Consider the following 17,710-nt stretch of genomic DNA (forward strand, 5'->3'; position numbering starts at 1 on the left):
CGGTAAAGTTTTGCATTGATGCTAATTACTTCAACTTTTTCCCTGAATATCGTTCATAGCACTAAATATCGGCGCATACCCTTTTATTTTTTTAAATTTTTGCATCGTTTTGTACCCATAGAAATGTCAAAACTTTAAAAATAAATTGATTCCGCAAAAACATTCCTCTCAAAAAATCTTATCCATTTTACATGAAAATTTATTTTTTGAACGAACAAGAAAGCAAACATTTATCTCTATGTGCCCGGGAAAAGTTCTATGCAGCATTTAACTTATCAGAGGTGAAAACTACCAGCAGTTATCTCAAGGGAATTTTAGTTTCGGGAGTCAACATTGGCGGAGAAACTTTTCGACTGATCTTTTTTTTTTAAATAAGGTTTAAGCATAGAAACAAAATTTATGTTCCCAAACTGATAGTCAAATTTTAAACAAAGCATTTGCTCCATAAGGAATTGCAGGATCGCAGAAGATTCGACTACCATTCCATAACAAAAGACGTCTTTCGAAAAAGACGCCTTTTGTTATAATTTAGATGACTGAAGATTATTTCCGGATTTTTCGGCTTAAAACTTCTCCAGATCTTAAAGTCGCTTTTACAACAAAAACACCTTCGATGAATTGTTGCGCTGAGAAACGCCATTCTTTTTGAGAACCGCTTCTCTTCAGCATCAGTCTTCCACTCGCGTCGAAAACTTCAACAGCAGTAATATTCTGTCCCGCATTGCGCACCACGAAATCGGTACCGTCTTTATAAACAACGAGCGTTTCTCTAACATTTGAATCGGTCGCAAGCACGGTTTCCGGCAAGTAAACAATTTCGAATCTTCCGGTACTCGGTCCTGCATTTGCAGCGAAAGTATAACTTCCCGCACTGAGGTTGGTCATAATACCAGTCTGCTTGTCTTTCAAGTAAATAATTTGACCATTGGCGAATATACCCTCATTTTCAGCCAGAGCGATGGTGTAATTACCAGTAGCAAAATGTTGGCTTCCCAAAATTATTTTATCGGTCTGAACGAAATCGGGTCTGCCCTCGATCTGCAACTGGTGGTCTTCTGCTAAACTGTAGAACATATCGGAACTTGAAACATTAAGTTCAGAATCATCCATCCCGAAACTGGTAGAACCTTCATTCAAATAAACGAGCGCAATGGTATTAACGGCATTCGTTGGAGAGATCAGTCGCAGCCAGTACCTGTTGACTTCGGGAGCAGCATCTTTGCTAAAGAATTTTACACCCGTATTATCAACAACGCGGACCGAATTATTAAAAGTTAATGTTTGACCCGCAGATGGTGTTTTTACCATGAATCCCTGGGCTACTTTCGCAATATTATTGGGAACTTTCGAACCAATAACTTGTGACGTCGGCAATATAAATCCAGCCGCATTTCCTGTATTCAAAACGGCATTATAAACGGCATAAGCACGACCGGCATAGTTGTTTCCTTCTTGAACATAAACATTATTGGCACCATTGTCCCAAAAATAGAAGGTAGAGGATATTTTTGACGAGCCATTCAACGTGTACAACGCCTGCAGATCGATATTAGACGCATAAGGATTCCCCACCAGATTATAACCGTGTGTATTATTCGTATACGCGAGAGGGAAAGTCACCACGCCATTCCCAAGTGGACCTTTAAATTCAGCATCCTTATTATCGGCAGCAACGTGGGCAACACTGGGTTCTTTCACCGCAAGACCTCTCCCCGCAATATAAGCGCCGGAAGAATTGTAGAAGAAATTATTGGTCTCGTTGTGATAGAGAATATAAGGATAAGTGGCGGTCGTAGGGACGCCGGGATAAAGCGTTTTCAAGCTCTGCCCCACCACTGGTGAAATTAAATAATTGTATTCATCTCTGGTCGAAACGCTGCGGAACTTGATGTTTCTTCTTGCCGTTACCGAACCTGAATTGGCTGGGATAGGATTGTCTGTAACCTGTTTAAGATTCCCATCAGATTCAATGACAACATTATCAACTCCAGCATTGTTGACCAATCCGTTTTGAATGGTCAGAGAGCCATTCCCATTAATGGTTAGTTTACCTGAAGGCGATTCTATTTTAACCACTTTAGCCAAACCCTTTAAACCCGACCTAATATTGACTGGTTGTTTGATGAGGACGCACTTCGTAATATCAGGAACGTCACCAACAGGTTGCCAATTGGTCACAGCCCAATCCGTGGAAGCAGTATCCCATACTTTATTGTTATTCTGTACGGCAATTACTCCGGTACTTGTACAGCCATTACTTAGGGTTGCCAAAGCAGAAATATTCCACGATGCGATGGTTTGAAGTTGAATATCAGTTGGTTTGAGACAGACTGAGGAAGTTGGTGTCCCATTAACGTAAGGCGTAGTACAGTTTGATTGGTAAATCCCAATATTAGGAGCCGTCCACACAAAAGAAGTATTTAAAGGTTTGTCTCCGTATAGTTTGATATTATCGAGCGCAACCCCGTCTCCCCAATACGCTATATATCGGAACCTGATCTGAAGATTTGGGATATTTCTATATGCTGCTAAATCAATACTTTGTTGAGAAAACAGCGTTCCGATCCCCAAACTGTAATCATATGTTTTTACAGGAGTCCAGATAGTCCCTCCATTGGTTGAAACTTCAACAAAAAGACTCTCGACCGTACCTCCTGCAAGAGTCGAGGTATCACCGTAAAAAGAGTAAAACGCAGAGAAATTCAATTTTAACGTCGTAAAACCTGTCGTGTCATAACTCCCTGTGCTCGTCAATATGGTGTGTATCGTTCTTGTATTGTAATCTGAAGTTGCAAAGGCAAATTTATTACCACCAAAACCTGAACTGACGGCTGGTTTCCAGATAGATCCCAGTGGAGTAAAGATGCTGCCTTGATTTTGCCACTGCGTTTGTCCAACTGTAGAATTATCACCCGGCCCTGTTGAAACCCCAAAAACGCCTAAGCCGGAATCGAAATTTTCTTCTATAAGGATGATTTCCTCCTGCTCTGCAGCGGAAGTTAGCTTTAAAGTATTATCGTCTCCACAAAAGTTGGCATTGCCGGGTGGAAGATCAAAAGAAATATTTGGGATGGGTCTGATTCTGGCCACCACAGGTCTTCTAAAAATAGATTCACACGTACCGTTAAATGCAGTAACATAGTAAGTTGTTGTTGCGCTTATAGCAGGGGTAGTATAGGAAGCGTTCAACGATCCATCTACCGCAGTTTGTGCTAAAAGATTTCCGCCGGTTACGGCATCATACCATCGGAGATTGGTTGTACCTGCAGTTCCTTTACCTGAAAGAGTAAGTGCGCCGGGACCACAAAAGATGGCATTGCTCACCGTCTGTAAGTTGGCTGCACAATTAGCGACAACGGTAATGGTATAATCTTCTGCTTCACCATATTGGATCCCGGTAAAATTCTGGCAGGAGTCGTAGGTGTCATTTCCATTATAACCTGTGGGCTGCCCTGCATCCGCGAACCGAAAATTTCTGATTCTTATGGTATAATCTCCCGGTGCAGTGCCCGCTGGGATTACAATTCCAAAAGTGGTAGAAATAGCTCTCGTTCCACTTGATGTATAAACCAGTTCACTGGTTGAAGTTACTGGACCCGTATTATTAAATAACCCATTTTTGTTCCAGTCTACCCAGGCTTTGAAGATAGAATCTACGCCATTGCTTTGCACAAAAACATTAATTCCTTCGCCTGCTGCCTGTATGGTCTTGTTAGGCAAACCTGTAAAATCTTGATACCCTCCACTAAAACCACTATTGTTATTTTGTACATCATTGAGTGTGCCTAAAAAACGGACATCTGTAATATAAGTATTTTCAGGAGTGTCAGTTGTCGGTTTGCAATAGATTGATGGACAAGCAACTGCAGCCGTTTTGAAGGACCAGATTAAAGGAGTTCCGGTAGTGATCCCACAACCGTTACGAGGTACAACTTTCCAATAATAGGTGGTATTAGAAAGTAAAGTTCCAGTAGTATAGTTCGTCGTTGCAACGTTAGAAGTGATACTTCCCGGCAAAGTTCCGGCTCCGAAATAGACATCATATGAAGTTGCGCCTGCCGCTGCACTCCATGATATACTTGTAGTCGATGTTGTACCGGTGTAACATACATTTGAAGAGGTATTTGCTGGAATTGGATTTCCTGCAACTGCATTCAAACTGGAAGATATTGTTACAACCACACTTCCCTCAATTCCCCAACATCCTCCAGCAGATCGAGCTCGAAAATAATAGGTTCCAGATGCAGCTACAGTTTGAGAGGATGACGGTGTTGCAACTGATGTTCCTCCCGATGTAGTGCCTTGAAAATAAATGATGCCATCAGTTCCACCCGAGGCGGTTATTGTAGTACTTCCGCAAAAAGTGCCACCACCAGAAACGGTCGTGGCCGCTGGTGCCGGGTTTACAGTTACCGTAATAGTAAAAGCTGGTCCGGCGCAAGAACCTGTAGTAGCGGTTGGTGTCACTAAATACTGTACAGATCCTGCAGTACTAGTACTTGGATTAGTTAAAACCTGATTAATTACCGAACCACTTCCCGCACTTGCACCTGTGATGGTACCCGTTATCGTACCAATAGTCCAAGTGTAGGTACTTGGAACACTTGATGTAAGGGTTATATTTGTACTTGTTCCACTACAAGTACTAGCTGTAGCCGGATTAGTAATTATTGGTCTTGGTGAAGTAATTGTAACATCGCTAGAGGAAGATCCACAACTACCATTAGTTACTGTCCATCTTAAAACTAACGGAGTACCTGGTACAATACCAGTAACGCCCGAAGTTGGAGAAGTAGGAGTTGTAACTGAACCTGATCCCGAAACTACAGTCCATGCACCAGTTGCAGGTGAGGAGACTGCCGCGGCTGCTAGCGTTGCTGTCGTTGCACATGTTGCCAACGTCTGATTGGGTCCGGCAGAATAAGTGGGGCAATACGTGATTTTTATTTGGCCACTACCACCCAAACCGCCGTTTGGCGATGCACTTCCCGTTCCTTTCTTGGCTCCTGATCCTCCAGCGCCAATACCTCCCGGATTTCCTTGTACACCATTAGTATTGATTCCATTTGCGCCGACATATCCATTTGCAGGAGCTGACCCACCGACATTTGCAACCGCATTATTTCCACCGCTATTACCAGCACTTGAGCCTCCACCACCACTATCAGAAGTAGTTGAGGTTGATGTTCCCCCACTGCCGCCATAAGTAGTAATTGATGTTCCACCAATATTCCCTGCGGTGGGTGCAGCAGAACCGAAACCATTAGTAGCAAAAGCAAAAAGTGATGCGCCATTACCACCAATAGCAAGAATTGAGGAATTATTTATAAACCAGGACGAACTCCCATTATTAAATGTACTTTCACTGCCATCACCCCCACTTCCAATAAATAAATTGTATATCGTTCCAGGTACAACTGTAATTGTTGATTTTACAAATCCTCCTCCAGAACCACCTCCCCCTGTCGCAGACTGTCCGGGTGATTTCACTCCCTGTCCGCCACCGCCTGCACCCCAAACCTCAACAGTGACGGAGGTCACGCCAATAGGTGCTGTCCACGTTCCTGCACCAGGTGTTGTGAAAGTAATGGTTGTCTGCGCAAAAACATTAGAACTGATAAAGAGCGTTATCAATCCCACTAAGAGCGTCGTTTTGATTTTAATTTTGTGAGTAGGTAAAATAATATCTCCTAGAAAAGAGAAAGATGCCGCGAATTGCGATTTTAAAGTCGGTAAAGGTATATGCATATAAAAAATGTGTTTTTATTTTTTATATCCATCATTGTGTTAAGAAGTGTTAAATATATGTGTTTTTTTCATTATGTTGAACTAAAAGGAAAAAATAATTTATTATGATTTAAGAATTCTACAAAGGCCCTTGCATTTAACTTCTGTATATCAATAGATTAACCTAAAAATAGAGGTGTAAAAAATTTTTGGCACTTCACGGTACACTTTATTTAACCAGGCATTTCATGTGTATTGCAATACTTTTTTAATTCAAAATAGTGATCTTTTTATTGAATTGAAATGTTTTAAGGTAAATATTTATACAGAAAAATAAAGTATTGATCTATATGCTTATAAAAAAGCAATTTATTTCAGTCGATAAAATGTACGACCTGTTTTTAAAAACTTAATGACATAATCTCAAGAAACTTCAATGTGATCAATAAATGATCGGTTTTAAACCGATCTGAATTCGTTAAAATTCAGTGGTTAAAACATTTCCCAGAAAATCTTATTGACCTAATACTTTCAGATACACCCAAAATTTCTTAGTACCGTTAGTACCAAAAAAAAGCGCCTTTAAAAAAGACGCTTTGATGAAATGAAGTTTTTTATTCTAATTTCTAATTTTACGGGTCAAAACTGTTCTCGTTTTTAATGTGGCCTTGACGAGGAAAATACCGTTAAGCAAGCGCTGTGCAGGAAAACGCCATTCTTTTTGAGAACCCTTGAGTTCAAGGATCAGTCGGCCACTGGTGTCAAAAACCTCCACATTGCTTATGTTTTCTGCAGCATTTCGCACCACGATTTCAGCTCCGTCTTTATAAACAATAAGTGTTTCTTTTACTGCAGCATTAGTTGCAAGAATCGTCTCAGGTTTATAAATAATTTCAAATCGGCCGGTACTTTCGCCTGCAAGAGCGGCGAAGGTATAAATGCCCAGACTTAAATTTGTAATTATACCGGTCTGCTTGTCTTTGAGATAAATATTTTGTCCGTTGGCGAAGATGCCTTCTGCGGTATCAATAGCAATAGTATATTGACCATCCACAAAATGTTGAGTTCCTAATGGAATAATGTCAGTATTTTGCAAACTGCTTCTTCCATTAATGGCTACTTTTTCCTCTTCGGCCATGCTGTAAATAACATCTGACCCGCCCATAGAACGCGAGTCTTCTGGTCCAAATAAATTATTTCCTGCTGGATAATGCACTACAGCAATTGTTGAGGTGATGCCGGATGGCGCGGTCATTTTCAGCCAGTATCGATCATCTTGAACAGCTGAACCGCTCTTACCAAGAAAATCAGTAGCAGAAGTACCATTTGTTCGAATGCTGTTATTAAAATTAAAATTATAGTTGGCAATTAAAGATCTTGTCATTAAACCCTGTCCTACTTTTACGATATTAGTGGGCGTTTTACTTCCAGAGGTGGCCTTAGTTCCTGTTCCATTGATGCCGCTAAGTACGTTAAAAAGGGCATAAGATTGTCCCAAATAACCACTTCCCTGCTGAGCTGTTTGCGTATTTCCGTTATTATCCCAGAAATAAAAGGTAGAACTGATATTGGGCGATGTAGTTGGTGAACTGCCTGTTTTACCTCCATTAACTTCATATAATTTTAAAAGATCAATATTGGAGGCATAAGGATTTCCGACTAAATTAAAACCAAAAATATTTACACTGGTATCTTTGTTTGTAATACCAATGCCTATATTTCCATTTTGTGGTACTCCTTTAAACAAAGCGGTTACCGTATTGGCACCAGTTCCCGTTGGCTCTTTAACAGCCAAACCTCTACCCGGAATATTGACACCGGAAGAATTATAAAACATATTATTGGTTTCATTATGATACAAAACAAAAGTGGTACCTGGATAAATAGTCTTATAAGATTCTCCAGCTTGAAATGCGACAGGTGTACCCAAGTAGTTATATTGATTTCGCAACGCGCCGATTTTGATATCCCTTTTTGAGGTGATATTTCCTGAATTTATTGCAGTATTATCATTTTGTATCAAATTACCATCACTTTCAATCATAAATGAACCATTGTTATTGAGTTTATTTTCTAATCGCACTACATTACCTGGATTAATTACCACTGCCTTGGATGGAAGAACTTCACATTCGCAAGCGGTTAAATTACCCGTAAAATCAGCATTAATGATAGCTTTTTCTTCAATTATAGGTATTGAAGTATCATTATTCGCTGAATTCTTCCAACCAGTCGATCCTGTTCCAGTATAAGTTTTAAAAATTGCGTTGGCTGTAGAAACAGTTACATCATCGATGAGCCATAGTCTTGTATTGTTGTTACTCGTCGCAGTAATTCTAAAAGCCAAATTAGTAAAATTACTACTACTGAGAAGTTTAAGTTTTACAGCCGAAATTTTTCCTACTCCTCCAATAGGTAAATTGTTACCATCGTACGTTCCTTCTAAATATGACCCTGAGGTAAATGAGAAACGTGAGTTTCTGGGTGTCACTAAATTATTTCCTCTAATTTCAACTTCAGATGACCAAGAATTAGTTATTGGATCTAGAACCTCTAGTTTAACCACATCATTGTTATCAAAAATAGCACCACTCGTTGAAGAAAATGCAGCCACATTAAAGCTTATAGACACCCCTTTTTCATTGGTTACATCAACTGGTCCAAAATTAACAGTAGAAGTTTCTCCTCTAATGTACCAGGAAGAATTGCTACTTGTAAATAAATTATAATTGGTAGTATCGGTACCAGGTCCATAGAGTCTTGTACCACCTCCGCCTAAATTGTTTGAGTTGGAAGCAGTACTATTTCTACTGTAGCCTGAAACTTTATTGAACGTGCTTGTCCCATCTGCAATTGAAGATAAACTCTGGATTCCCGATTCCATTGTATTATTCTTGAAAGGAAGATCTTCTGATTTGCAACTTGCTCCTCTTCCCTCTAAATAATAACTATACGGGGAAGGATCTGCATTTGAAAAAATGTTGAGTAAAGCCGAACTTTTACCATCAGAAGATGGATTAAATCGTACTGTAAAATCTTTAGTACCTCCTAGACTACTCACAGTGGTTGGTAAGGCTCCAACGATTGAAAAATCTGCAGCATTAAGCCCCGTAAAATTAATAGCGGAAATATTTAGAACTGCAGCTCCATTGTTCTGTATTCTGAAAACGCGATCGGAATATCCGGTAGTACTTATAGAGGAAGTGATCACCATGCCGAAATCAGTACCATAGATAGTAGCTGCTGGTGAATTTACCGGAATCTGAGTTAAAACATTGGTGGTATTATAACCAAAGACATTAATTTTTGGACTCCGACTTGTAATCACCAATTTATCAAGTCTGATATTAGAATTGATATTATCACATTTAATTTTGATTTTTACAGTAGAATTATTGTCTGCAGAATTATCTAAAGTAAAATTCTCTGTTCTTGCATCTGAAAAGAAGATAATAAAATTAAAAAGATCCATCGTTAGCAATGATGTTCCATAGCCAGAACCTGTGTTTGCGTATAAATCCCAATCTCCTTGATTTAAAAATCCATAATTAACCTCTCCATACCATGAGACATTAATTCCATTATATCCTGAAGTATCAATAGTAAGTTCCACGTAAGACCCTTCATCACTTGTATTTAATACTCTACTCCCATTTGTTCCATTCGTGTAAGAAGGAGCCGTTTGAATTCCTGATGAATTGTAGTATTTTAGCGAAGGAGCTCCAATGGCTCCTGCATTCGGATTTAAATTATCAGTAAAATCATAAGTGGCCAATGTAGTTTGAGCTTGAGAAATCGTGGAAATAAGCAATCCCATAAAAAGGAATTTTCTACAAAATTCTGCAAAGAAATTGAAGTAAATAATTTTCATCGTAAGTGTATTTGTGTGGATATAAAATTACGATAAGCGTGTAAATTAATAGAGGGTGAAAACACCCTTTCATAAAATATTATTAACAGGAATTAATAATTTAGGAAAAGAAAAAGCCAGACTCTTGTCTGGCTTTTTAAAAATCGTCGATAAAAATTTATTTATTTAATAACTTTTTTTGTCATTATTTTCCCACCAATGGTCACTTTCAAAATATAAACTCCATTTATTAAGGTGGTTACATCTAATGTAGCCTGTTTACTGTTAGGCTGCAGTACTTTTAGTAATTTCCCCACGACGTCGAACACTTCAACTTCGTCGATTTTTTTACTTTCAGATTTTAAGATGAAATTGGAGCCATTCTTATAAACGATGAACTCGTCTTTATTTAAAGCTGTAGTCGACAGAATTGTTTCGGGCTGATAAATAATCACGAACCTTCCGGCACTTTCTCCTGCATTAGCAGAAAAGCGGTAATTTTGCTCACTCAAATTCGTAACGATACCTGTTTGTTTGTCTTTTAAATATATATTTTGACCATTCGCAAAAATGCCTTCTGCAGTGTCAATTCCGATAATATACTCGTCTCCTACAAAATGTTGGCATCCTAAAGGAATAATGTCAGTGATTTTCATATTGCTTCTTCCATCAATCGCAAGCTTTTCGTCTTCTACAATAGTGTAAAGCGCATCTGAGCCACCCAATGATCTGGAATCCTCCGGACCAAAAAGGTCATTTCCACCAGGATAATGAACGATAGCAATCGTCGACGTAATACCAGAAGGGGCGGTCATTTTCAACCAATACCGGTCGTCCTCCACCATTGAACCACTCTTTCCAAGAAAATCCACACCTGCGTTTTCATTGGTTCGGATCGTGTTGTCAAACCTAAAATCGTAAGTAGTTTTTAAAGATCTTGTCATAAAACCTTGACCTACTTTAATAATGTTGGTTGGTTTCTTTGTTCCTGAAATACCACCTGAAGTCCCTGCAGCAGCAGTTCCTGTCCCACTATTTCCTGTAAGCACATTGTAAATTGCATAAGCTTGGCCCATATAACCACTTCCCTGCTGTACATAAATATCATTAACATTGTTATCCCATAAATAAAAAGTTGCACTAATGTTCCTTTGAGGGTCACCTCCATTAAGAGCATACAATTTTATTAAGTCAATATTTGATGCGTAGGGATTACCAACTAAATTATAACCATAGGTTGAAATATTAGTGTCTCGGTTCGCAATTCCAATACTGATGTTCCCGCTTTGGGGAACACCTAAAAATTTTGCAGTTGTTTTCTTATCTACTAATACAGTAGTTGTTGGCGGTTCTTTTACTGCTGATCCTCTTCCCGGAATATTGGCACCAGAGGAAGTTACAAAGGTATTTGTAGTTTGATTATGGTAGAGGACTTGCGTATTTGTAGAACCTGGAAAAATTGTTTTATAGCTTTCTCCGGAGGCAAATGCAACTGGTGATCCTAAATAATTATATTGTTTTCGTTCTTCACTTATTTTAAAGTCCCGTTCCGATTTAATATTACCAACATTGGTATTTATATTATTGATCTGGATCAGATTCGCATCTGATTGGACGATAAAATTGGTACCATCTCCTAGGTTGGTAATTTTATCCTTCACTGTAAGAGAAGCCGTAGTAAAAACTTTAATGGAGCCTGTTCCTTCAATTTTGAGAGTGCCGTCTTGTGCACAAACTATTACCGAAAAAAAAAGCGTCGAAATATATAGTATATGTTTTTTCATTTTAATTTTTATGAAGTTTAAATAATTATAAGCTTCAGATTTTATCTCATAAATAAACTTAAAGATACAGTAAGCATATCGCTAGTGCCGCTATACCTTTGGACAAAAACTTCGACATAATCATCCGGAGATAATTCTAAAATTGTTTGCACAGGAACTGCAACCACATCAGTAGCATTGTTAGTAAAAATATAAGTTTTGGATTTTTGAACAGCCGCCCCATTTAAAGCGATATAGAAAACATAAATTGTATTTGATGCTGCAGTACCTCTGAATGAAGTTACAGCATTTACTGTAAAAAATCTTTTCTTACTTCCCAGATATTTTAAGCGATTGTCTGCACCTCCAATTGAAGCTCTAAAAAAATCATTTGGAACAGTTGCACCTGCGATTTTAACAGCAGTTGAAGTAAGAGTAGTCGTAACTCCTGTCCCGTAAGGGGAATCTAAATTAACACCGCCAACAGCCACAGCGTCTGTTTCTACAGGAATACCTGCACTACGAATATTCCACTTATTATTAAAATTATACCCATTGTAAGTACCTGTAGTGTAAGATTTAATATATCCTACAGCATTTGCACCCGTAAAAACGACTGATTCTAATACGGCATCTCCAGTAATAGTTGGATTGGAAGACACATCAAATCCAACTGCTGTTCCGTTTACAGCACTAAAGCCTCCTTGTTTTTCAACTAAACCAAATGTCCCTGTTAATGTTTCAAATGTTCCTGTATTATTTCCAAACCAACCCAAATTACTCAGCAGAAGCTGGTTAATATTACTATAAGTAATTCCTGTTGTATTGCCAGAAAATTGTACAATACTCAAAAATACTAAACCCATATTATTAACTGAACCAACGCTTGCAGAGTTTGCCACGATGCAATCTCTGAAAATTAAATTCTCTGTGTTAGTATTAGGACCAGAAATATTAAAAACCTTTCCACCAACCGAACGAATAGTTAAACCTTTAATTGTTCCGCCAGTAGCTCCGTCAAAAACATTTCCACCCGAAATTAAGATATCATCTCCCGAATCTATACCTTGTAAATAGGCATTATTCAAATCTATAGATTTATCAAAAGTTACTGTTCCATTAATTTCATACAGGGTATTAGTATTCAACTTATATTTGACATTTCCTCCAGCTACAAGTTCTGCCGCTAAAACCGTAGATAGGACATCTGTAGATTTAATTCTTTTGAAATTTGTTCTTCCATTAACATCACTGTTGATCCTTACCCAGGTTGAAGTTGTACCATCGTAGTAATAAAAAGATTTTAAATTCGTATCAAAAACTAGCAACCCATTTGCCGGTGTTGTAATGCCAGTTCGCTCTACCGTCGTCATTCTCGGAGTCAATAATCCTTTTGCGCTGCTCCCGGACTGGATCTCAAAGGCAGCAGACGAATTCACTGCAGTATTTGCGGGAATGTTTACGCCCACTTGCGCATTATAAAAAGAACTGCAAAACAGCGCTAAAAAAAAGAGTTTAAATGAATTCATAAGCGTAATTTTAGTAAGTATTGGATGGGCTAATCTGCATGAAATTTTGATTTCGCCACAAAATTGATTAATTATTTTTAGGGAATTTATTTACATAATGCGATTATGTAATCTATTCTGCAAATCTAGGCAATTTAATTTTATGGCGTACATAACATGATAATAATTTAAATAAAAATTAAAACCGCCATTAATAAAGCTTTTTAAAGCTATGCAAAGCGTACAATATCAAAGAATTAGCAATCTTTCGGTTAAATTTACCTGTAATCGTCATAAAATTCGTAACAATCATAATGCTAAATGATTACGTTTTACATAGTTCTTATATGCTACGCGGAAAGGAAAATTATCTTTTCTTATTTTAAGACAAAACTAGAGCTAATGTCATTAGCGAAATGCTCATTAATATTTTTATGTTCTTTTTATAAGGGCACCACTATTTTTAAAAATAATTTTCTGCTTCATAAATGAATGGACCGATGGGAAATGTCGTCGACATGAAAAAGGTCCTTAAACTAGAAAAAATCCCCCGAAGAGGATTTTTAAATCTGAAACGTCAAATGAATTTACCGAATAAATTTTCGGTTTACGATCTCACCATCTTTATTTTTAATTCTCAAAATATAAATGCCGTTGGGCACCATTGAAATGTCTATTTTTGTTAGTTCATTATTAGGCATCATATCCATCATCAGTTTTCCAGACAGATCGTAAATATTTACATTTGAAATAATTTTTGGTGATCTGATGATCACATCAGTGCCATCACGATAAACAATAATTTGATTTTTCGTAGTGTCGTTGGTTGCTAAAAAAATTTCAGGTCTATAAATAATTTCAAATCGACCCGTACTTTCACCTGCGTTTGCCGCAAAAGTATAGTTGCCTTCGCTCAAATTCGTGATGATCCCAGTTTGCAGATCTTTCAAGTAGATATTTTGACCGTTTTCGAAGATTCCTTCTACCGCCTCAATGCCAATGGTATAATTGCCATCCACAAAATGCTGGGAACCTAAAGGAATGGTATCGCTTGTATTAAAAGCACTTCTGCCGTTGATGGCGGTCTTTTCATTTTCAACGATACTGTAAATTCCATCAGAATTACCCATAGAGCGGGAATCTTCTGCGCCGAATAGATTATTTCCTCCCGTATAATAAACAACAGCGATCATTGAGGCGATACCTGAAGGCGCAGTCATCTTCAGCCAGTAGCGGTCATCCGGAGTAGCGGAATTTCCTTTTCCTAAAAAATCCACACTGGAAGTTTCGCTGGTTCGGATGCTGTTATTAAATTTAAAATTGTAGGTACTCAGTAAAGATCGTGTCATAAAACCCTGCCCCACCTTTACAATTTTTGTAGGGATTTTAGTACCTGTGGTCGCGCCTCCATTTAGGGAGCCGGCTGCTGTCCCTGTACCGTTGGACCCCGTGAGCACATTAAACAGCGCATACGACTGCCCATTATAACTATTCGACTGCTGCTGAAATAGGGCATTGGTATTATTGTCCCATAAATAAAAGGTGGGACTGATATTTAAAGACGTGATCTGTGCAGCATCTGTTTTTCCCCCATTAATGTCATAGAGCTTTCGTAAATCGATGTTGGAAGAATATGGATTACCAACTAGATTATACCCTAAAGTTTTTGTATTAATATCGCTGTTCACAATACCGAATAAGATATACCCATTTTGCGGTACTCCTTTAAATTGAGCAGTGGTTTTTCCTCCGACTAAAACAGTGGTCACCGGTGGTTCTTTTACTGCCGAACCTCTTCCCGGAATATTGGCACCAGATGAAGTTGCAAAGGTATTATTTGCCTGATTATGGTAAAGTACCGTAGTCGTTGAAGCCGGAAAAATAGTTCGGTAATTTTGTCCCGCCTCAAAAGCTACCGGTGAACCGACGTAATTATACTGTACCCGTGCGGCGCCGATTTTAAATTCCCTTTCTGAAATGATAGAACCGGAATTAACCGACAGGTCATTGACCTGAATAAGATTAGCCTCTGATTCAATTTTTAAAATACTTCCTGCATCTACTTTTACCTGATTCTGGATCTTAAAATAATCTCCGGAATTGATGGCAACTGTTGCGTTATTCGTCACTAATAATGAACATACATCCAGATTTCCGTTAAGGGTCGTCGTGTAAGGTGCTCGGATCTCTGCTGATAAATTTGGAGCCGGCGCGATGGTCCAGAATCCAGTGTAAATGGTAGTTTGAGTAATAATAGTGATCGAATTGGAGGTTGCAGGTGAAGCCGCCAGACACGGACTCGCATTAGAGGTAAGGATTACGTTTACCACATCATTAGGATTTAAAGTAGTACTCGTAAACTGAGAATTATTGGTCCCCACCGGACTACCGTTAACATTCCATTGATAAGCTGGAGCTGTTCCGCCGTTAACCGGGGATGCGGTGAAAGTGAGCGGTGTTTTGGCTCCTGCACAAATGATATTCGTGGGCGAAACCGTTATCGTTACAGAAGCGGGTATTATTTCATTAACAGTGATACTACCTTTCGCGTTCACCGAACCACAACCTCCTGTTAAAGGAATGCTGTAATCAAATGATCCTGATTCCTGTGGAGCTCCGGTTAAAGTGATCGTATTCGAAGCCCAGGAAGCTGTTACTCCCAATGGTAAACCTGTTGGAGTACCAATTCCTGTAGCACCCGTCGTCGCGATCGTAATATTTGGACTTAGCGCTGTTCCTTTACAGATTATTGGATTATAAGAAGCCGCGGCGGCAGTATTATTTGCAGTAACGGTGATCCGTCCTTTGGCTTCGACCGCTCCACAACCGCCAGTCAGGGAAATGCTGTAATCAAATGTTCCGGAGACCGTTGGAGTTCCGCTGATGGTGATGGTGTTGGTTGCGAATGAGGCAGAAATACCTGCAGGCAATCCATTAGCTCCACTAATTCCATTACTTGTAATGCCGGTCGCGCCAGTGGTGGTATGCGTAATATTCGTAATTGGCGTATTGATGCAAATGGTAGGAGTCGAAGAGGCAACACCGGCGGTATTAGTGGCGCTTACCTTCACTGCTAAAGTACTCACGGCATTGGGAGCGCAACCATTGGAAGCGGTAACCGAAATATTTCCGTTTTGTCCGGAAGTTCCTGTTGTAACGGAGATTGAATTAGTTCCCTGTCCGCTGGTAATATTCCAACCTGTAGGAACAGTCCAGGCAAAATTTAAAGCATTCGTGCCACCCGGAATGCTGTAAATTTGTCCGGTAAGTGCAGGACATTGCGCAGCATTTCCGGAAACAGGACTGACCGTAAGTGCGGTACTGGATGCTGTGATCACCGTAATGACATTGGTATCTAATTGACAGGCAGAGGCATTGGAAACCGTCGTTTTCAGTATTCTTTTAAAATAGCGAATATTGTTAGTGGTGGTTGCAGTTACCGGCGGAGGCGTGTAATCTTCAGCAGTTGCGCCGGCAATATCGGTAAAATTTACATTATCTGTTGAAATTTGCCATTGGTATGAAATGCCATTATTTCCTGTACATGTAAAAGAACTCGCATCCAGAAGACCCGGTGAAACTCCGGAACAGACGGTTCGTGTTAACGAACCAGCAATCGTATTAGACGCAGGATTAAAAGGTGTCAGGTTAAAGGACACTACATTTTGTCCACCATTTTCATAGTAGTCCAGAATAATATCGCTATCTCCTTTTAAATAAATTAAATTATTACAATAGGTAGCAACAGCCTGCTCTTTCCATCCATTAAAAACCAGTACGTTATCCACATAAACACGGACTCCATCATCACCCGCTACACTTAGAAAATAACATCCTTTTTTTGTAGACCTCATCTTATAACGTACAGCAAAGGTCTGGGTAAGAATATTTACACTGTTTACGCCGGCGGAAAGCACTGGAAAGCAGACTGCATCTCCCCCAAAAGTCTCCGTAAAACTTTCTGTAGGCACATTATAATATCCCACGTAATTGGCTGCATCGAAAGGTATTGTCGCCGCTGGAGCAGAAGGCGAAGCAGATCCACCTGGAGGAGTTCCACCGGTCCAGTTGTAGACGTGACCGATCCACTGATCCGTACCGAACGCATTTTGATCATCTTGCGTGTTTCCGAGGGACATTAACGAAATAGTTATGGAACCACCTGTTGTACCATCATTAACACAATTACCTCTTGACAATAACACTTTTATCTTTCCTGAAAAAGTGGCCTGCCATAAATTAATTGTTGCGCCAGTACCACCAGAATTAAAACCTGTGGCACCCAAATTTGAATTATCTGCGGCATTAAGAAGCGTCAGATTTTCATTATCATTAACAAAAACATTCCCAACTGTAAAAGTATATCGAAACCCTTTTATTACATTGAGCACTACATATTGTCCGGCATTCATAGATGCACTTTTAATGGAATTAGTATCAACACAAAAAGTAAGGTCTGTGCCTGCTTGTGTTAATGGCGTTCCGGTGTAAGCACATTGCGAAAAAGCTTTACCAGTAAAAAGAAGAAGTACCAGTAAGATTAATGCACGACCCGTCAACGACGAATAAATTTTGCTAGTCTTCATTTTGAAAAAGTAGTTTTTTTTCATATTTTATTTTTATTGATACACCGCGTATGCACCGGATGATTTATTTTTATCGGCCGTCAAAATTAATTCCATTTGGGGGATAAATCTTATAGAACTTTTCGATATGAGTTATGAGTGAAGCACAAAAAATGATTCATTTTATTGTATCATTTGGAGACCATTCGTAACCATTGATTTAAAGCGCTACTGGCAAATTCTTTCATAATAATATTGATTTCCTAAAAAATGATATTTAAACAAAACCTGCTTCCA

The 17,710-nt window shown here is 39.0% G+C and carries 5 protein-coding genes; all 5 read right to left on the minus strand.

Going from position 1 to position 17,710, the window contains the following annotated elements:
- Positions 1-543: 543 nt before the first annotated feature.
- On the minus strand, positions 544-5,748 hold the full coding sequence (locus IV494_RS08515; protein ID WP_196079736.1) for an Ig-like domain-containing protein: 5,205 nt from the start codon (positions 5,746-5,748) through the stop codon (positions 544-546).
- A gap of 598 nt (positions 5,749-6,346) precedes the next feature.
- Positions 6,347-9,598: a choice-of-anchor D domain-containing protein gene (locus IV494_RS08520; protein ID WP_196079737.1), complete on the minus strand. Its 3,252-nt coding sequence runs from the start codon at positions 9,596-9,598 to the stop codon at positions 6,347-6,349.
- Between the two features lie 161 nt (positions 9,599-9,759).
- A complete protein-coding gene (locus IV494_RS08525) occupies positions 9,760-11,361 on the minus strand; it encodes a T9SS type A sorting domain-containing protein (RefSeq protein ID WP_196079738.1) in 1,602 nt (533 codons plus the stop codon).
- A 41-nt stretch (positions 11,362-11,402) separates the two neighbouring features.
- Entirely contained in the window at positions 11,403-12,869 is a 1,467-nt protein-coding gene (locus tag IV494_RS08530; RefSeq protein ID WP_230380031.1) for a hypothetical protein, read from the minus strand.
- Between the two features lie 566 nt (positions 12,870-13,435).
- On the minus strand, positions 13,436-17,434 hold the full coding sequence (locus IV494_RS08535; RefSeq protein WP_196079739.1) for a T9SS type A sorting domain-containing protein: 3,999 nt from the start codon (positions 17,432-17,434) through the stop codon (positions 13,436-13,438).
- Positions 17,435-17,710 lie beyond the last annotated feature (276 nt).

The organism is Kaistella gelatinilytica, from assembly GCF_015679325.1.
Lineage (GTDB): Bacteria > Bacteroidota > Bacteroidia > Flavobacteriales > Weeksellaceae > Kaistella > Kaistella gelatinilytica.

Excerpts from the sequence above, each read along its gene's own strand:
- IV494_RS08520 (WP_196079737.1), bottom strand. The coding sequence starts at position 9,598 with ATGAAAATTATTTACTTCAATTTCTTTGCAGAATTTTGTAGAAAATTC.
- IV494_RS08525 (WP_196079738.1), bottom strand. The coding sequence starts at position 11,361 with ATGAAAAAACATATACTATATATTTCGACGCTTTTTTTTTCGGTAATA.
- IV494_RS08535 (WP_196079739.1), bottom strand. The coding sequence starts at position 17,434 with ATGAAGACTAGCAAAATTTATTCGTCGTTGACGGGTCGTGCATTAATC.
- IV494_RS08530 (WP_230380031.1), bottom strand. The coding sequence starts at position 12,869 with ATGAATTCATTTAAACTCTTTTTTTTAGCGCTGTTTTGCAGTTCTTTT.
- IV494_RS08515 (WP_196079736.1), bottom strand. The coding sequence starts at position 5,748 with ATGCATATACCTTTACCGACTTTAAAATCGCAATTCGCGGCATCTTTC.